This window comes from Rhizobium sp. WYJ-E13, assembly GCF_018987265.1.
GTDB lineage: Bacteria > Pseudomonadota > Alphaproteobacteria > Rhizobiales > Rhizobiaceae > Rhizobium.
The window spans coordinates 3,550,619-3,567,533 of sequence record NZ_CP076853.1 but is presented as its reverse complement, the minus strand read 5'-3'; the positions used below and the strand labels follow the sequence as shown (position 1 = coordinate 3,567,533).

17 protein-coding genes are annotated in these 16,915 nt (G+C 60.4%); 12 read left to right on the top strand and 5 right to left on the bottom strand.

The window, feature by feature from the left end:
- Window positions 1-78: 78 nt before the first annotated feature.
- On the top strand, window positions 79-657 hold the full coding sequence (locus tag KQ933_RS17730) for a TetR/AcrR family transcriptional regulator (RefSeq protein ID WP_216756079.1): 579 nt from the start codon (window positions 79-81) through the stop codon (window positions 655-657).
- A 117-nt stretch (window positions 658-774) separates the two neighbouring features.
- Here the strand turns inward: KQ933_RS17730 and KQ933_RS17725 are convergent, their stop codons facing one another.
- On the bottom strand, window positions 775-1,755 hold the full coding sequence (locus KQ933_RS17725) for an aldo/keto reductase (protein ID WP_216756078.1): 981 nt from the start codon (window positions 1,753-1,755) through the stop codon (window positions 775-777).
- Between the two features lie 224 nt (window positions 1,756-1,979).
- Between KQ933_RS17725 and KQ933_RS17720 the strand changes: the two genes are divergently transcribed.
- Entirely contained in the window at window positions 1,980-3,617 is a 1,638-nt protein-coding gene (locus KQ933_RS17720) for an AMP-binding protein (RefSeq protein ID WP_216756077.1), read from the top strand.
- Here the strand turns inward: KQ933_RS17720 and KQ933_RS17715 are convergent.
- The 3 genes from KQ933_RS17715 to secA all read right to left on the bottom strand — a co-directional run bounded on the left by KQ933_RS17715 (window position 3,614) and on the right by secA (window position 9,181).
- The gene (locus KQ933_RS17715) at window positions 3,614-4,891 is read right to left on the bottom strand and encodes a GNAT family N-acetyltransferase (protein ID WP_216756076.1); all 1,278 of its coding nucleotides are present in this window, start codon (window positions 4,889-4,891) and stop codon (window positions 3,614-3,616) included. The two genes, KQ933_RS17720 and KQ933_RS17715, sit on opposite strands and share 4 nt — an antisense overlap.
- Entirely contained in the window at window positions 4,892-6,307 is a 1,416-nt protein-coding gene (locus KQ933_RS17710; RefSeq protein WP_216756075.1) for an oligosaccharide flippase family protein, read from the bottom strand.
- A 156-nt stretch (window positions 6,308-6,463) separates the two neighbouring features.
- Entirely contained in the window at window positions 6,464-9,181 is a 2,718-nt protein-coding gene (secA, locus tag KQ933_RS17705; RefSeq protein ID WP_216756074.1) for a preprotein translocase subunit SecA, read from the bottom strand.
- A gap of 248 nt (window positions 9,182-9,429) precedes the next feature.
- Here secA and KQ933_RS17700 point away from each other — a divergent pair, with 248 nt between their 5' ends.
- From KQ933_RS17700 to KQ933_RS17675, 6 genes are all read left to right on the top strand, one after another.
- Complete coding sequence (locus tag KQ933_RS17700; RefSeq protein WP_216756073.1) at window positions 9,430-10,314, top strand: peptidylprolyl isomerase; 885 nt, start codon at window positions 9,430-9,432, stop codon at window positions 10,312-10,314.
- A 116-nt stretch (window positions 10,315-10,430) separates the two neighbouring features.
- Window positions 10,431-11,672, top strand: coding sequence for a bifunctional glutamate N-acetyltransferase/amino-acid acetyltransferase ArgJ (gene argJ, locus KQ933_RS17695; RefSeq protein WP_216756072.1), 1,242 nt, complete (start codon window positions 10,431-10,433; stop codon window positions 11,670-11,672).
- Window positions 11,653-12,459, top strand: coding sequence for an N-acetyltransferase (locus KQ933_RS17690; RefSeq protein WP_183734250.1), 807 nt, complete (start codon window positions 11,653-11,655; stop codon window positions 12,457-12,459). The genes argJ and KQ933_RS17690 overlap by 20 nt, the downstream gene beginning before the upstream one ends.
- A complete protein-coding gene (gene mutT / locus KQ933_RS17685) occupies window positions 12,456-12,869 on the top strand; it encodes an 8-oxo-dGTP diphosphatase MutT (protein WP_183805984.1) in 414 nt (137 codons plus the stop codon). Before KQ933_RS17690 ends, mutT begins: the two co-directional genes overlap by 4 nt.
- Before the next feature lie 123 nt (window positions 12,870-12,992).
- Window positions 12,993-13,331: a hypothetical protein gene (locus tag KQ933_RS17680; RefSeq protein WP_007825505.1), complete on the top strand. Its 339-nt coding sequence runs from the start codon at window positions 12,993-12,995 to the stop codon at window positions 13,329-13,331.
- 69 nt (window positions 13,332-13,400) lie between these two features.
- On the top strand, window positions 13,401-13,568 hold the full coding sequence (locus KQ933_RS17675; protein WP_183734245.1) for a Flp family type IVb pilin: 168 nt from the start codon (window positions 13,401-13,403) through the stop codon (window positions 13,566-13,568).
- Window positions 13,569-13,582: 14 nt separating this feature from the next.
- On the opposite strand, the gene KQ933_RS17670 is transcribed toward KQ933_RS17675, so the two are convergent.
- Window positions 13,583-14,467, bottom strand: a complete 885-nt coding sequence (locus KQ933_RS17670) for a methyltransferase domain-containing protein (RefSeq protein ID WP_216758942.1) — start codon at window positions 14,465-14,467, stop codon at window positions 13,583-13,585.
- Between the two features lie 77 nt (window positions 14,468-14,544).
- On the opposite strand from KQ933_RS17670, the gene KQ933_RS17665 reads away from it, so the two are divergent.
- The 4 genes from KQ933_RS17665 to KQ933_RS17650 are packed head-to-tail and all read left to right on the top strand — an operon-like array spanning window position 14,545 to window position 16,904.
- Window positions 14,545-15,321, top strand: coding sequence for a ComF family protein (locus KQ933_RS17665; protein ID WP_216756071.1), 777 nt, complete (start codon window positions 14,545-14,547; stop codon window positions 15,319-15,321).
- A 33-nt stretch (window positions 15,322-15,354) separates the two neighbouring features.
- A complete protein-coding gene (gene grxC, locus KQ933_RS17660) occupies window positions 15,355-15,612 on the top strand; it encodes a glutaredoxin 3 (RefSeq protein ID WP_216756070.1) in 258 nt (85 codons plus the stop codon).
- Window positions 15,613-15,621: 9 nt separating this feature from the next.
- Window positions 15,622-16,479, top strand: a complete 858-nt coding sequence (locus tag KQ933_RS17655; protein WP_216756069.1) for a carbon-nitrogen hydrolase family protein — start codon at window positions 15,622-15,624, stop codon at window positions 16,477-16,479.
- Window positions 16,476-16,904, top strand: coding sequence for a DUF1178 family protein (locus tag KQ933_RS17650; protein WP_216756068.1), 429 nt, complete (start codon window positions 16,476-16,478; stop codon window positions 16,902-16,904). The genes KQ933_RS17655 and KQ933_RS17650 overlap by 4 nt, the downstream gene beginning before the upstream one ends.
- Window positions 16,905-16,915: the final 11 nt, after the last annotated feature.

Genomic DNA, 16,915 nt, shown 5'->3' with positions numbered 1-16,915 from the left:
ATGACGGCCATCATATTTGTTGCGTATTGATGATGGACATCATATAAATTGTCAAGCGACCATTTCCGGAGACGAAAAATGCGGGTCAGCCGCGAGAAATTTGCAGAAAACCGCGAGAAGATCCTGACGGCTGCCAGCGTGCTCTTCCGCGAAAACGGTTTCGACGGCGTTGGCGTTGCCGACATCATGAAGGCCGCGGGCCTGACGCATGGCGGGTTTTACGGCCATTTCGAATCGAAGGACGACCTTGCGCTGGAGGTCAGCCGCAAGCTGATCGAGCGCGTGGAAGAGCGCTGGCGCGAGCAGATTGCCGACCACCCCGACCGGCCACTGCAGGCGCTGCTCGATCACTACATCCACTGGCGTACGGTCGACGATCCCGGCGGAAGCTGCGTGTTCGCCTCGCTGATCCAGGAAGTCAGCCGCAGCGAAGACGCGGTGCGCGCGACTTTCAGCGAGGGACTGTCCACGCTGGTCGATGTGCTGGAGGATATTATGTCTGGCGAAACCAGGGAGGCGCGCCGCGCCAATGCGACGACAACGCTTTCCTCGATGATGGGAGCCGTTATCCTTGCCCGGGCGGTCGAGGACCGGGCACTTGCTGAACAGTTTCTGGTCACGATGCGCCGCAAGCTCGACCCGGAGCAGCAACCTTGAACCGTGTGCGATCTATCAGACTTGAAACTACTTGTCTTATGATCTCCGGTGTTTGGCGGGTGTGATCGGATCGCCGCCTGCGTGCCTCAACCATCCTTCAAGAGGCGGGACGGCGGCTTATTTGAAGCCGGCGACATTGTGCGGAATGTAGGGCGCTTCGAGTGCGGCGATATCCTCAGCACTCAGTTTTACCGTCAGCGCACCGACGGCATCTCTCAGGTGGTTCGGCTTGGATGCGCCGATGATCGGTGCTGTAACGGCGCTCTTCTGCAGGATCCAGGCTGTGGCGACCTGCGCGCGCGAAATGCCATGGGCCTTGGCGATCTCGGCGACCTTCTCGACAATCTTGCGGTCGGCATCTTCGGCCTGCTTATAAAGCGTCTTGCCGAATTCGTCGGTCTCGCTGCGGTTGGTCGTCTCGTCCCAGTCACGGGTCAGACGACCGCGGGCAAGCGGACTCCAGGGAATGACGGCGATCTTCTGATCCTCGCAGAAGGGCAGCATTTCCCGTTCTTCCTCGCGGTAGAGCAGGTTCAGGTGGTCCTGCATGCTGACGAATTCCGTCCAGCCGTTGAGGCGGGAAGTGTAGAGCGCCTTGGCAAATTGCCAGGAATACATGGAGGAGGCGCCGATATAACGTGCCTTACCGGCCTTTACGACATCATGGAGGGCTTCCAGCGTTTCCTCGATCGGTGTCGTGTAGTCCCAGCGGTGGATCTGGTAGAGGTCGACATAGTCTGTGCCGAGGCGGCGCAGGCTGTTGTCGATTTCGTTGAAGATCGCCTTGCGCGACAGGCCGGCGCCATTCGGGCCGGGGCGCATGCGGTTGAACACTTTGGTGGCGAGCACGATGTCCTCGCGCTTGGAGAAATCCTTTATGGCGCGGCCGACGATCTCCTCGGAGGAGCCGTTGGAATAGGTGTTTGCCGTATCGAGGAAATTGATGCCGAGATCGATCGCCTGCTTGAGCAATGCGCGGCTTTCTTCTTCCGGCAGGCTCCAGGCATGGTTTCCACGGTTGGGATCGCCATAGGTCATGCAGCCGAGGCAGATCTTCGAGACTTCGAGACCGGTCTTCCCGAGTTTTACATATTCCATGAAAGGTGCTCCGTAGTGAACTTCAGCGACTCCCCAGACGCATACGCATGATGTAGAGCAGAAATCGTCGAAGTCTCTGCAAGCGCAGCGGAGAAGGTGTTCTGCAGTTAGCGCAATAATACGTGATGAGTCGGCGGAATGTCGTCTCATCCTTGCGGATTACATCGCTTGCGCATCTGCGCAGTGAGGTGTTAGCTGGTGCAGCATTCTACTGGATCATGCATATGAAACTGCCGCCCGGCGATCGATACGACACGCTCTACCGCGATTTCTCCTGGCAGATATCAGAGGATTTCAATATCGGCCGCGCCGTCAGCGACGACTGGGCCGCGTACGATCCGTATCGCGTCTGCCTCGAGCATTTCAGTGCCGACGGCCATCATCTGTCGTTGACCTACGGCGAACTTGCCGCTCACTCCTCGTCCCTCGCCAACGCGCTCGCAGCACTTGGCATCGGCAGGCGAGATCGTGTGGCGCTGCTCCTGCCGCAATCCTTCGAGACGGTCATTTCGCATGTGGCGATCTACAAGATGGGCGCGATCGCGTTGCCGCTTGCGCTGCTCTTTGGGGTCGAGGCGCTGGAATACCGGCTGAAGGCTGCGGGTGCGAAAGCTGTCGTCACCAACGGCTTCGGGCTTACACGCATCAACCAGATCCGCGATCGTCTGCCTGACATCCAACATGTCGTCAGCATCGAGGGAGCCTCGGCTGGTACGTTCGGCTTTGCCGATCTGGTTTCGGCCTATCCGCCTGTCTTCGACATCGCGCAATCGGGACCGGATGAGCCGGCGCTGATGATTTTCACGTCGGGGACGACTGGGCCGCCGAAGGGCGCGCTGCACGGTCACCGGGTTCTCGCCGGCCATATTCCCGGCATGCAATTCGTCCATGAAGGTTTCCCGCAGGCCGGAGACAAGGTCTGGACGCCGTCCGACTGGGCCTGGGCCGGCGGCTTGCTCAATGCGCTGTTGCCGAGCCTGCTGCTCGGCGTGCCTGTCGTCTCCTCGCCGGCTCAGAAGTTCGATGCCCACATGGCCTATCGCATCATGGCCGAGATGAAGGTGCGCAACGCCTTCATTCCGCCGACGGCGCTGCGCCTCCTGAAATCCGTCGAGGAACCGCGCTTGAAATATGATCTCGTGCTGCGCACCATCGGCTCGGCGGGCGAGTCCTTGGGACGTGAAACCTATGAATGGGCGCGGCGCACGCTGGGCATCATCGTCAACGAATTTTACGGGCAGACGGAATGCAATTTCGTGCTGTCCTCGAGCGCTGCCTTCGGCGTGACGAAGGCCGGAGCGATCGGGCGCGCTTCACCCGGCCACAAAGTGGCTGTTGTCAGCGATGAGGGTGATGAGTTGCCGGTCGGCGAGCAGGGGCAGATCGCCATTGCCAGTCCCGACCCGGTGATGTTCCTCGGCTACTGGAACGATCCTGACGCGACGGAGAGGAAATATGCCAAAGGTTGGTTGCTGACCGGCGATATCGGCCTGCAGGACAAGGAAGGTTATGTCACCTTCGCCGGTCGCGACGACGATGTGATCACGTCGTCAGGGTATCGCATCGGACCGGCGGAGATCGAGGACTGTCTCATCGGCCATCCGGCCGTGCAGCTTGCCGCTGCCGTGGGCAAGCCTGATCCGCTGCGAACCGAAATCGTCAAGGCCTACGTCGTGCTTTCACCTGGTTATAGTCCCGGCGTGGAATTGGCAGCGGAAATACGAGATTGGGTGAAAACGCGGCTTTCAATGCACGAATATCCGCGCGAGGTCGAATTCGTCGATGCTTTGCCGCTGACGACAACGGGCAAGGTGATCCGTCGACTGTTGCGCGAAAAGGCTGCAGCGGAGGCTGAAACTTAGCCGCGGCCGGCAAGCGACATGATCTTCTCGCGCAGCATCTTCGCCATGTTGCGGGTGCTGCGGTACATGTGAAGCTGGGCGGCGACCTGGCGCATGTCGCGGTCGCCATTTTGCGTCAGGCCGATCACCAGCGTGCCCATCTCCTCGCGCTCCTGCCAGAAGCGGCTCATGATCGGATGATCGGAGACGGCGCATGAATCCGAGCGCACGACGTTGGCGTCGTCGAGATGCCATTCCGTCAGTTCGCTCATCAACAGCTTGCCCGGGGAATAGCGGGAATAGCTTTCGTCATAGGCTGTCTTCCAGGTATAGGCCTCGCCGCCCATCATCAGCACGACGACCGAGGCAATCGCCTTGCCTTTGAGGTCGATCGTGTGGATGCGCACGGCGTCGACTTCCGCCAGGTTGGAGACGGCCTCGCGGGCGAAGGCGGTATGATAGCGGTCGGTAACCAGCGCACTGCGGCGCTTACCCTTCCAGCCGCCGGCCTCCAGCGCCAGGAATTCCTCGAAGCGCATGTGGATCTCGCGCGGCTGGCGGGCAACGGTGTGGACGACCGTGCCGAGTTCCTCGAGCAGCCGCCACTGGCGGCGCATCTCGCGCAAATGAGAGGAGGATACGGTGCGGCCGAGATAGACCATGGCGTCGTCATCGCTCTGCAGCATCGGCCGCTGATACGGATTGGCGATGGTCAATGGCAGGTTGCGGCTGAGCGCCACCGCCTTTGCCATGCGCACGAAGATGCCGTTCAGGCGTACGTCCGGCAGCACCAGCGTGCCCGGCAGGCCGAGGTCCGGCGTGATCAGGCCTTCGAAGAGATTGTCCAGCGTCTCGGCCGCGTCCTCGGCATCAACCAAGGGGGTGCCGAGCGGGCCAAAGCTGTTTGCCCAGCCGCGGATGATTGATGGACCGACGGCGAAACCGGGCTTGTCGACGGAGAAGGGCATGAGCAGGCGCATGCGGCTGCGATGTTCGTTCTGATCTCTGATAATGGCGAAATTGACCTGCCGGTCTTCCAAACGAGGCATGGCAGGTGCCAGGAAGCGGCCGCTGAAGAAGACGTTCGGCTCCATTGCGCGGTTGGAGAGGAAGTCCAGCTCCTCCTGCAGATCGTAGCCGAGCTTGCCGGGGTAAAGGCAGAGTTCACGGCCCGGCCGGCCGATTTCGATCCGCGCTTCGGCCTGTGGCGCTTCGAACTTGAGCGCGGCAAGATCGTGAACCATGCGGTTCGCGATGCTGTCGGTGCTCTCGGTGATGGGTGGTACGCGTACCATCTATCGGGCTCTCATTTCTGGCGTTGCGGCGGAAGGGGTTGCGAAGGCGAAAAGCGTGAAGCCGAGCGTGCGGCGCACGAAGACATGCAGCAGGATCGCTTCTACGGCCATGGCGGAGGCGGTGGCGATCGCCGTGCCAACGATGCCGTAGTGTGGGATCAGCAGGATATTGAGGCCGACATTGGCGGCGAGCGCTCCGGCATAGAGAGCGACACAGAGGTTCTGTTTGCCCGCCATCATCAAAAGCGTCTCGGCGGGACCGACCAGCGCCTTGGCGAGGATGCCGGCAAGCAGGATCGCCATCAGCATGTAACCAGCCGTGAAGGCACCGCCGAAAAGCGACAGCAGCAGATGCCCGGCCGCCAAGACCGCGAGACCGACGCCGAGAGCCGGCCAGAACGTCCAGCGGGCGGCATCGACAGCGGCGACCGCAAGATCGGTCTGGTTGCCTTCGGCGATGATGGAGGAGAAGCGGGGGCCGGAGGCAGCCTTCACCGAGAAATTGATGAAATGCACCAGCGCCATGGTCTTGGCGGCCGCGAAATAGATCGCGACGTCATGCGGTTCCAGGAAGATGCCAACGATCACGACATCGGAATTGGTCAGCAGAAAGCTCACGCCTTCGATCAGGAAGATTGGGAAGGCGACACCGAGCCATTCCAGAAAATCCACTTTGCGAGGGCCGGCATCATAATGCTTGCGCATCCGGTAGAGCGTGGCAGCGTATTGGCCGAGAGCGGTGACGAAGGTTGCCGCAAGTGCTGCCTGCATGGCGGTAACCGCCGTGTGCGGCGCGCCGAAAAGGATGGCAGCCAGCATGAAGAGGATGATGAGGACCGGCCTGACAATATAGACCGGGCTGAGCGCCATGACCGGCCAATGGTTGGCCCGTGACGTACCTTCGAGGACATCGCCGAGCGCGATCATCGGCATGGCCATAAGGCCGAGGAGGATCGGCACAAGGTAATAGCTTTCGATCCTGTCGCCGAAGAAATGCAGGCCGAGCATGCCGGCGATGAGAACGGTGGTGCCCGAGAGCATTGAAAAGATGCGGGCAGTGCCCGTCAGGCCGCGGATTTCGGCAAAGGCGCCGGCCGCGCGATATTGCGGTAGGAAGCGCACGATCGCGGTGTGGAAACCAAGGCAGGAAAGATCGCCGCAGAGGACGACCAGCACCCAGACGAAAACGAAGATGCCGTATTCATATTCACCCATCAGTCGGGCGAGCACGATCTGCGACAGGAACGCGAGTGCGGCGCTGAGGATGCGGATCGAGAAGGCGGTCAACGCCATGCGCTGCGCGGTCGCCTTATCGCCCCGTCCGGTCAGCACCGCGGCAAGCGTGCGCAACGCACGGCCGGCGATCGGCCGCAGCCCTGCGGGCAGCATCTTTTCCGCTGTTTCTATGACCGCCATTTTAACACGCAAAACTCTAAGGGCAGGGCATTCGCACCGACAAGTCTTGCCAGAGCAGGGTTAAGAAACGGTATTGTCAGGGATACCGGGCTACCTGCGGCTGATGTCCAAAAATGGGAGAAAGGCAAAAGAAAATGGCGCCCGAAGGCGCCATTCTCAGACCTGTTCGAAAGCACCGTGGCAGTGCTTGTATTTCTTGCCCGAGCCGCAGGGGCAGGCTTCGTTGCGGCCGACCTTGCCCCAGGTCGCGGGATCGTCGGGGTTGCGGTTTTCCGGCGGGACCGTGACCTCAAGCGCCTGATAGGTCGTATTCGTGAATTCGTCCTCGCCGGTCGTCGGGTCCAGATGATGCGCCTGCATGACGGGCGGCTCTGGCTGCGGCGGAGCCTGCTGCACCAACTCGACGCGCATCAGCTGCGCGGTAACAGCCTGGCGCAGATTGTTGAGCAGCGACTGGAAGAGCTCGAAGGCTTCCGACTTGTATTCCTGCAGCGGATCGCGCTGGGCATATCCACGGAAACCGATGACGGAACGCAGGTGGTCGAGATTGACGATATGCTCGCGCCACAGATGGTCGAGCGTCTGCATGACGACCTGGCGCTCGACATAGTGCATGATGTCAGGACCGAAACGCTCGACCTTCTCATTGAAGGCAGCGTTCGTGGCTTCCATCAGGCGTTCGCGGATGTCGTCCTCGCCGATGCCTTCTTCCTTCACCCAGTCCTCGATCGGAAGGTCGAGATTGAGGATGTTGGCGGCCTGCGTCTTCAGGCCGGCGGCATCCCACTGTTCGGCGTAAGCGCGTTCCGGGATATGGGTCGTGACCAGGTCGTCGACCACTTCGCGACGCATGTCGGAAACGGTCTCGGAAATATTCGGAGCTTCCATCATCTCGACGCGCTGCTCGAAGATGACCTTGCGTTGGTCGTTCAGGACGTCGTCGTACTTCAGAAGGTTCTTGCGGATGTCGAAGTTGCGGGCTTCGACCTTCTTCTGCGCACGCTCCAGAGCCTTGTTGATCCAGGGATGGACGATCGCCTCGCCCTCCTTGAGGCCCAACTTCTGCAGCATGCTATCCATACGGTCGGAGCCGAAGATGCGCATCAGGTCGTCCTGCAGCGACAGGTAGAACTTGGAACGGCCGGGGTCGCCCTGACGGCCGGAACGGCCGCGGAACTGGTTGTCGATACGGCGGCTTTCGTGACGCTCGGTGGCGATGACGTAAAGACCGCCGGCGGCAAGCGCCTTTTCCTTGAGCTGCTTGATCTCTTCGCGGATTGCCTCGACCTTGGCGTCGCGCTCGGGACCCTGTTCGACCTCACCAAGCTCATGCTCGATACGCATGTCGAGGTTGCCGCCGAGCTGGATGTCGGTACCGCGGCCGGCCATGTTGGTGGCGATCGTCACGGCACCCGGCACACCGGCCTGGGCGACGATATAGGCTTCCTGCTCGTGGTAGCGGGCATTCAGAACCTGGAAGTTCGAGAAGCCCTGCTTGCGCATCAGCTCTGCCAGAAACTCCGATTTCTCGATCGAGGTCGTGCCGACGAGCACCGGTTGGCCGCGCTTGTGAGCGTCCAGGATCTCGGCGATGATCGCCTTGTATTTTTCCTCGACGGTCCGGTAGACCTCGTCGTCTTCATCAATGCGCTTGATCGGCAGGTTGGTCGGCACCTCGAGAACATCGAGATTGTAGATGTTGCCGAATTCTTCCGCTTCCGTCTGAGCAGTACCGGTCATGCCGGCAAGCTTGTCGTACATGCGGAAATAGTTCTGGAAAGTGATCGAAGCCAGCGTCTGGTTTTCCGGCTGGATCTGCACCTTTTCCTTGGCTTCGAGCGCCTGGTGCTGGCCTTCCGAATAACGACGGCCCGGCATCATGCGGCCGGTGAATTCGTCGATGATGACGATTTCGCCGTTGCGGACGATGTAATCCTTGTCGCGCTGGAACAGCTTGTGGGCCTTCAGCGCATTGTTGACGTGATGGACGATCGCGACGTTCTCGATGTCATAGAGCGAAGCGCCCTTCAGGAGGCCGGCCTGCTTCAGCAGGTTTTCCAGCTTCTCGGTGCCGACTTCGGAGAAGTTCGCCGAGCGCTGCTTTTCATCGATTTCGTAATCCTCCGGCGACAGCAGCGGAATGAAGGTGTCGATGGTGTTGTAGAGGTCGGAACGGTCATCGAGCGGGCCGGAGATGATCAGCGGCGTGCGGGCTTCATCGACGAGGATCGAGTCCACTTCGTCGACGATCGCGAAATTGTGGCCGCGCTGGACCATCTGGTTCGTCTCGTACTTCATGTTATCGCGCAGATAATCGAAGCCGAGTTCGTTGTTTGTCGCGTAGGTGATGTCGCAGTTGTAAGCGTCACGGCGTTCTTCATCGGAAAGGCCGTGGACGATGACGCCGGTGGTCAGGCCGAGGAAGCCGTAGAGACGGCCCATGGTCGCCGCGTCACGCTGAGCCAGGTAGTCGTTGACAGTGACGACATGCACGCCCTTGCCGGCAAGCGCGTTCAGATAGACCGGCAGGGTGGCGACCAGCGTCTTGCCTTCGCCGGTCTTCATTTCGGCAATGGCATTGGAATGCAGGATCATGCCACCGACGAGCTGTACGTCAAAAGGTCGCAGGCCAAGGACGCGGCGGGAGGCCTCGCGCACGACCGCGAAGGCCGGGATCAGGATGTCGTCCAAGGTCTTGCCTTCTGCGAGGAGTGCGCGGAACTCCAGCGTCTTTGCGGCGAGCTGCTCATCCGTCAGCGCCTTGGTCTTCTCTTCGATAGAGTTGATTGCGGCGACGTTCGGCTGGAAGGACCGCACGCGACGATCGTTGGCAGAGCCAAATAACTTGCGGGCAATACCGCCAAAGCTGACCATATGACTGGTCCTTTCTGAATATTCTTCCCCGACGTTTCTTATTCGCTACCCAGCCGAAAAACAGGCGCACGCTTGAAAACGCCCGGAAACTGTTCTGGACGCGAGGTTGCGTGACAGATAAGAGGGGGGGCAAATGATGTCAACGGATTTGGCTGATATAGAAAGGCCACATTCCGGTGTTGAAGGCTGTTTTCGGGCTGGATTCACGAAAGCTGAAGCCGGCGGGTATAATTGTGAAGGGTTATTTGATGTTGAGCACCAACAAACTTGCTGCGCTGGCGTTTACGGCCTTCGTCGCCTTCCAGGCTCCGGCCTATGCCGATGATGCCGTCGTCGCCAAGGTCGGCAATCTGGAAATCCACCAGTCGGAACTCGATCTGGCTGTGGCCAATCTCGATCCGCAGCTCGCGCAGCTCCCCGACGACCAGAAGAAGGTCGCCGCCCTCTCTGCCGCCATCGACGTGAAGCTGCTTGCTGCCGACGCTACTGCCGAGAAGCTCGACCAGACTGATGATTTCAAGAAGCGCATGCAGTATCTTACCGACCGCGAACTTCACAACGCCTACTTCAAGAAGCATGTCGTCGACACCGTGACCGATGCCGAGGTGAAGGCACGCTACGACAAGGAAGTCGCCGCGCTGCCGAAGCAGGAAGAAGTTCACGCCCGCCACATCCTCGTCAAGACCGAGGATGAGGCCAAGGACGTCATCAAGCAGCTCGACGCCGGTAAGGATTTTGCCGAACTCGCCAAGGAAAAGTCCACCGATCCGAACAAGGATGACGGCGGCGACCTCGGTTATTTCAGCCGCGGCCGCATGGTCAAGGAATTCGAGGACGCAGCCTTCGCGCTTGAGAAGGGCACCTATTCCAAGACCCCTGTGAAGACCGATTTCGGCTACCATGTCATCAAGGTAGAAGATAAGCGCGACGCTCCGCCGCCGCCGTTCGAACAGGTAAAGGATCAGGTTCGTCAGCTCGTCATGCGCGACAAGTATCTTGCGCTCCTGAACCAGGCGAAAGCTTCGGCCAAGGTCGATATCACGGACGAAACGCTCCGCAAGGGTTACGAAGACGCAAACAAGCAGCCTGAGCCGGGTGCAGAACCCGCGCCGGCACCGGCACCGCAGCAGTAATCATTAGATTTGGGTCCGGTTCTTCCGGACCCTTCACTATCATTGTTGTTGTCGCATTTCCGGATGGCGCACCGGTTTTATTTCACTTGGAAATGCTCATTGGCAGGTCACATCCCATGTCCGCTACCGTTTCTCCGCTTGCCCCGAAAACCTTTGCCTCGCTGCCAGCACTTCGCGGTGTGCGCATGGCGACCGCTTCAGCCGGCATCAAGTATAAGAACCGGACGGACGTGCTGATGATGGTCTTCGACGCTCCGGCTGCCGTTGCCGGCGTCTTCACGAAGTCGAAGTGCCCCTCCGCACCGGTCGATTTCTGCCGGACCAACCTGCCGCATGGCACGGCGCGTGCCGTCGTCGTCAATTCAGGCAATGCCAATGCCTTTACCGGCATGAAGGGCCGCGCTGCGACCGAGCTGACGGCAAAGTCGGCCGCTGCAGCCGTCGGCTGCAGCGAAAATGAGATCTTTCTCGCGTCGACCGGCGTCATCGGCGAACCGCTCGACGCCACCAAATTTACCGGCGTGCTCGACAAGATGCATGCCGATGCCGCCGGTGACTTCTGGTTCGAGGCCGCCAAGGCCATCATGACCACCGACACCTATCCGAAGGTTTCGACCCGCACTGCCGAAATCAACGGCGTCAAAGTGACGATCAACGGCATTGCCAAGGGTGCCGGCATGATCGCGCCCGACATGGCGACCATGCTTTCTTTCGTCGTCACGGATGCCGATATCGCTTCCTCTGCCCTGCAGTCGCTGCTGTCTGCCGGCGTCGAGCCGAGCTTCAACTCGATGACCGTCGACAGCGACACCTCGACCTCGGACACGCTGATGCTTTTTGCGACGGGTGCAGCGGCAGCTGACGGACAGGCGCGCATCGTGAGCGCGGACGATCCGCAGCTCGGCGCTTTCCGCGCAGCCCTCAACGAACTCCTCAAGGATCTGGCGATCCAGGTCGCCCGCGACGGCGAGGGCGCCACGAAGATGCTCGAGATCACCGTGACCGGTGCGGAGAGCGATGCCGCCGCCAAGACGATCGCTCTCTCCATCGCCAATTCGCCGTTGGTCAAGACTGCGGCTGCCGGTGAAGACGCCAATTGGGGCCGTATCGTCATGGCCGTCGGCAAGGCCGGCGAAATGGCCGACCGCGATCGGCTCGCCATCTGGTTCGGTGATGTGCGCGTCGCCGTCAACGGCGAGCGCGATCCTGCCTACTCCGAAGATGCCGCCTCCGCGGTGATGAAGAAGCAGGATATTCCTGTCAAAGTCGACATTGGCCTTGGCTCGGGCAAGGCTACGGTCTGGACCTGCGACCTCACCAAGGAATATGTTGCGATCAATGGCGACTACCGGAGCTGACCGTTCGTTGATGCAGGCATCTCTTCCGAAGCAGAACCTGCCGTTGGTCCGGCGGCTGGAGGCCGTGGGCTTTCGTGCCTGGCCGGCTGCATCCGTGCAATATGACGGAAGCTGGCAGGTCCGCCTGACCGCGGGCCATCCTTCCAACCGCCTGAACTCCATCGTGCCGCTCGATCCTTCCGACCATCGTGATGTCGAGATCAGGCTGGAGAAGGCAAGCCGCAAGTTCGAGGCCTATGGCCGTCCCGCTATCGTACGCGAGACGCCTCTTGCCTCGCCTGTTCTGATCGGCCTGCTCAAGGAGCAGGGATGGGAGCGTTTCGATGAGACGGCGGTCATGGTCTGCGATCTCTCGCAGGCCGATCTGCCCGATACGCTCGATCATCTCCCGACCCACGATGTCGGCCGGTTCGTCGATGCCAATCTTGCGGTCGATCAGGCGCCAGTATCGCTGAAGCCGGCGCTTGCCGAGATCATCTCGGCAATCAAGCCGCCATCAGGCCTTTTCATGATCGAGGATGCCATCCTTGGCTCGCTGGCAACGGTTCTCTGCGTGCAGGACAACGATCTTGCCGGCATCATGTCGCTTTCGGTTGCCGATGGGCATCGCCGCAGGGGTCTCGGCGTAGAAATCCTGACTTCGGCCTTACGCTGGGCGCGGATGCGCAGCGCCCGTACTGCCTGGCTGCAGGTGAAGCTTTCCAACGCGCCGGCGATTGCACTCTATGAGCGCCTTGGTTTCCGTGATGCCTATCATTACTGCTACTGGCAGGAGCGCTGCGAATGAGCGAAGCCGGAAAGAGGTTGCTTCTGGTCGCCGCCTGCGCGCTGATCGACACGGACGGGCGTATTCTTCTGGCACAGCGGCCGGAAGGCAAGTCGCTTGCCGGCCTGTGGGAGTTTCCCGGCGGCAAGGTGGAATCCGGCGAGACACCGGAGGAGACGCTGGTACGCGAGTTGAACGAAGAGCTCGGCATCACGACCAAGGTACCATGTCTTGCGCCGCTGACCTTCGCCAGTCACAGCTACGATACATTCCATCTGCTGATGCCACTTTACGTCTGCCGCCGTTATGAAGGCATTCCACACGGTCGTGAGGGACAGGCGATCAAATGGGTGCGCCCGCAGGCGCTGCGCGATTACCCGATGCCGCCGGCCGACGAGCCGCTCATCCCGGTGCTGCAGGATTTACTTTAGCTTTTCTGATTATTAATGCGAAACGTCGATTTCGCCTGTGGATATTAATCGATCATTTAGCACCTTCTGGCAATGATCGGCCTCACTCAAGCAACTGGCGTGTGTATTTAAGGGCTTGACGTCATGGACGACGATTTCTGGAAAGCTGTGCGCGAGAAGGAACGCGCTTCTTCGTCTGCTTCGCGCAGGACGGGGGCGCTCAATATTGCCCTTCTCTTCGGCACGGCCGTGGTGGCGCTCACCCTCATCCTGACGCCGATGCTGGCGGATTCTTCCAAGAAGAGCGTGCTCGCCAGCGCGCCGGCTGATTTCGACACGATCACCACCGGCTCCATCCCGAAAACCGAGAATGGCCCGAAAAGCGAGAACGGCAAGCGCTATACGATCCGCCGCAGCGTCCTCCAGGATACGCCTGGGTCGGTCTGTGTCGTTCAGGGCTACGGCGTCGGCGCCGGCTGCTGAGGAAATGAAGCTCCCGTTCCGGGGAGCCGTGAATTTCATTGCCGTCTTGCGCACAGAAGGGTTGGGTTGATGAATTTGCTGAAGAAATTTCTGGCAGACGGACGTGGTGCAACGGCGATCGAATATGGATTGATCGCAGCGCTGATGGCGGCTGCCCTCATTGGGGGGCTGGGCGTGTTCACCAATGGCCTGCTAGGCGTATTCAACACCGTCGAGAATAACCTGACGATCAACTGAGCAGTCCACTGGATTCACTGCTTGAGCTTCTGCTCTTCCACTTTGAGAGCGTCAGCAAGTCGTGCCTTGGCCGATCCCGGCCTCAGCGGCTGCTGCTGGCTTTCGTGCGGTGCCCAGCCCGACACGTAGATCAACGAGAATGTCGCGCGGATACGGCCGTCGGGGTCCGAATAGCGCTCTGCGTAGATTTCGGCGGCGCGCAGGAAGAAGGCGCGCGTCAGCGGCTTGCGGCTGCGGGCTACCAGGGGATTGGCCATGCCCATCGCCCTCAGATCACGCATCAGCGGAAAAATTGAATCATAGCGGACAATATAATTCTCTGCATCAATGACGGGCAGGGCAAAGCCCGCGCGCTGAAGCAGACCGCCGACATCGCGGACATCGACGAAGGGGATGACGCGCGGACTTGCGCCGCCGGTCATCTCGATCTCAGTCGCCAGCAGCACCTCGCGCAGTTCCTGCAGCGTACCGGCGCCCGGAATGGCAGCCAGGAACAGGCCGTCCGGCTTCAACGCGCGGCGGATCTGGATGAAGACGCCGGGCGTGTCGTTGGTCAGGTGCAGGTTGAGCGGTGCAATTACCAGATTGGCCGATTGGGGGGCGAGCGGCACGTCTTCGAGCGGCGCTTCGAGAAAGAGTTCGCCCGAAGTGACATAGCTGATGTCACTTTCCACGCGGGTGAGGCTGCCTACCTTGCCGGTCGCCATCGCCGCACGGGCAGCTGCGCCCGTTGCGCCATGCAGTTCCACCGCATGTTCAAAGGTGCGCTCGACGACGGCCAGGCGGTCTGCCAGTTCCTCGGCGGCGATATCGAGCAGGAAACCTGCCTTCAGATCATTATTTGCGAGCGCGCGGTGACGATTTGCGGCGATCTGCGCCTTGTCGAAGATGATATCCATGGCGATGTCCATATTCCCCTGTCCGACAGGCGGCAAGGCGATTTTCCTTTGGCTCGTGACACGCTAGTCTCCCTCATATGGGGATGATCGAGACGGAAAGAGCGAAGGGACGGATATGGGCGCAGCTTCTGCGGCCTCTCTCCATGCTTGCCGATCTTGTCTATCCGCCGGCCTGCGCGGCCTGTGGTATTTCGACGGGCGGCCATCGTGGGCTCTGTCCAAAGTGCTGGTCCGACGTCCGCTTCATCGAGCGGCCTTATTGCGAGGTGCTCGGCATTCCCTTTTCACATGATCTCGGGGCCGGCATCCTGAGCGCCGAGGCGATCGCCAATCCACCGCCTTTCGACCGTCTGCGTTCGGCAGCCGTCCATGACACTGCCGTGCGCAGTCTCGTGCATGGCCTCAAATACCGGGATCGCACGGATCTCGCGCCGATGATGGCGGGCTGGATGCTGCGTGCCTCGGACTGCATGGTCGAGTGCTGTGACGCCGTCGTTCCGATCCCTTTGCATCGCACGCGTATGATCTCGCGCAAGTTCAACCAGGCGGCGGAGCTTGCCCGGCATCTGGCGCGGCTTGCGGACAAGCCGCTGCTGCCGGCGACCCTTCTGCGCGTCAAGCGCACCAACCAGCAGGTCGGTCTTGGTGTGCGGGCGCGAGAAGACAATGTTCGAGGCGCCTTTGCGATTGCCAGGGACAAAGAAAATGATGTCTTCGGCAAGCGCATCGTCCTCGTCGACGATGTCTATACGACGGGTGCTACAGTCGATGCGGCAACGCGGGTGCTGCGCAAGGCAGGTGCTGCCGATATAACGGTTTTGACCTTTGCAAGGGCCTTTGCAGAAACTATATGACAATAAGAAAACAGCACCGTCTGGAGACCATTCATGGTACCCGTTACCATCTATACACGGCAATTCTGCGGCTTTTGTACACGCGCCAAATCTCTGCTTGAAGAGAAAGGCGTGGACTATGTCGAGCATGACGCGACCTTCTCGCCTGAGCTTCGCCAGGAAATGCTCGGCAAGTCGAATGGCCGCACCACCTTTCCGCAGATTTTCGTCGGCGCCACGCATGTCGGGGGGTGCGACGATCTCTACGCGCTCGATCGTGCCGGCAAGCTCGATCCGCTGCTGGCCGCCTGAGGAAAAGCGATGAGTTTCACGGCCGCCGCCATCCAGATGTGCTCAGGTGTCGATCCGGAGCGGAATGCCGCTTCGATGGTGCGCCTCGTCCGGGAAGCCGCCGCAAAGGGTGCGATTTACGTGCAGACGCCGGAAATGACCGGCATGCTGCAGCGCAACCGCGCAGCGGCAAAGGAAGTGCTGCGCGACGAGAGCAATGACATCATCGTCAGGACCGGTTCGGCGCTCGCTGCCGAACTCGGCATTTACATGCATGTCGGCTCGACGGCGATTGCACTCGATGACGGCAAGATGGCCAATCGCGGTTTCCTCTTCGGACCTGACGGCAAGATCCGGAACCGCTACGACAAGATCCACATGTTCGATGTCGATCTCGACAATGGTGAAAGCTGGCGCGAAAGCGCCGCCTACCGACCGGGGTCTGAGGCACGCGTGCTGTCGCTGCCTTTCGCCGAGATGGGTTTCACCATCTGCTATGACGTGCGTTTTCCGCAGCTTTTCCGTGCGCAGGCGGTTGCCGGCGCAGAAGTGATGACCGTTCCGGCCGCTTTCACGAAGCAGACCGGCGAGGCACATTGGGAAATTCTGCTGCGCGCGCGCGCCATCGAAAACGGCGTCTTCATCATCGCCGCAGCACAGGCCGGCCTGCATGAGGATGGCCGTGAGACATTCGGTCATTCGATGATCGTCGATCCCTGGGGCAAGGTGCTCGCTTCGGCCGGCCCGCTCGGCGAGGCGGTCATTCTGACGGAGATCGATCCGGCCGCTGTGAAGGCTGCACATGACAAGATTCCGAACCTTAAGAACGGCCGGGAGTTTTCCATCGAGAAGATTGCGGGGGATGTTTCAGGAGGCGTAGCAGCTTGATCCGCTATTCCCTTATTTGTGAGAATGCCCACGAGTTCGAAGGCTGGTTTTCCGAAAGTGCCGATTTCGATCGCCAGGTCGCGAGTGGTTTTCTGACCTGTCCTGTCTGCAATTCCGGCTCCATCTCCAAGTCGCTCATGGCGCCTTCCGTTTCGACCGCACGCAAGAAGGATGAGATGCAGGTCGTCGCCATGGATACGGCCCGCCGCGAAGCCTTTGTGAAGCTGAAGGAAGCCGTTGCCGCGATCAAGGCGAATTCCGAAGATGTCGGAACCCGCTTTCCCGAGGAGGCACGCAAGATCCATTACGGCGAGGCGGAAGCCCGCGGCATTATTGGCCAGGCGACACCCGATGAAGCGCAGTCGCTGGTGGATGAGGGCATTGATATCGCTGCCTTGCCCGTCTTGCCCGAAGACGTGAACTGATATGCGGCCGG

Coding starts and splice junctions, on each gene's coding strand:
- KQ933_RS17730 (WP_216756079.1), top strand. CDS start 79: ATGCGGGTCAGCCGCGAGAAATTTGCAGAAAACCGCGAGAAGATCCTG.
- KQ933_RS17725 (WP_216756078.1), bottom strand. CDS start 1,755: ATGGAATATGTAAAACTCGGGAAGACCGGTCTCGAAGTCTCGAAGATC.
- KQ933_RS17720 (WP_216756077.1), top strand. CDS start 1,980: ATGAAACTGCCGCCCGGCGATCGATACGACACGCTCTACCGCGATTTC.
- KQ933_RS17715 (WP_216756076.1), bottom strand. CDS start 4,891: ATGGTACGCGTACCACCCATCACCGAGAGCACCGACAGCATCGCGAAC.
- KQ933_RS17710 (WP_216756075.1), bottom strand. CDS start 6,307: ATGGCGGTCATAGAAACAGCGGAAAAGATGCTGCCCGCAGGGCTGCGG.
- secA (WP_216756074.1), bottom strand. CDS start 9,181: ATGGTCAGCTTTGGCGGTATTGCCCGCAAGTTATTTGGCTCTGCCAAC.
- KQ933_RS17700 (WP_216756073.1), top strand. CDS start 9,430: ATGTTGAGCACCAACAAACTTGCTGCGCTGGCGTTTACGGCCTTCGTC.
- argJ (WP_216756072.1), top strand. CDS start 10,431: ATGTCCGCTACCGTTTCTCCGCTTGCCCCGAAAACCTTTGCCTCGCTG.
- KQ933_RS17690 (WP_183734250.1), top strand. CDS start 11,653: ATGGCGACTACCGGAGCTGACCGTTCGTTGATGCAGGCATCTCTTCCG.
- mutT (WP_183805984.1), top strand. CDS start 12,456: ATGAGCGAAGCCGGAAAGAGGTTGCTTCTGGTCGCCGCCTGCGCGCTG.
- KQ933_RS17680 (WP_007825505.1), top strand. CDS start 12,993: ATGGACGACGATTTCTGGAAAGCTGTGCGCGAGAAGGAACGCGCTTCT.
- KQ933_RS17675 (WP_183734245.1), top strand. CDS start 13,401: ATGAATTTGCTGAAGAAATTTCTGGCAGACGGACGTGGTGCAACGGCG.
- KQ933_RS17670 (WP_216758942.1), bottom strand. CDS start 14,467: ATGGATATCATCTTCGACAAGGCGCAGATCGCCGCAAATCGTCACCGC.
- KQ933_RS17665 (WP_216756071.1), top strand. CDS start 14,545: ATGGGGATGATCGAGACGGAAAGAGCGAAGGGACGGATATGGGCGCAG.
- grxC (WP_216756070.1), top strand. CDS start 15,355: ATGGTACCCGTTACCATCTATACACGGCAATTCTGCGGCTTTTGTACA.
- KQ933_RS17655 (WP_216756069.1), top strand. CDS start 15,622: ATGAGTTTCACGGCCGCCGCCATCCAGATGTGCTCAGGTGTCGATCCG.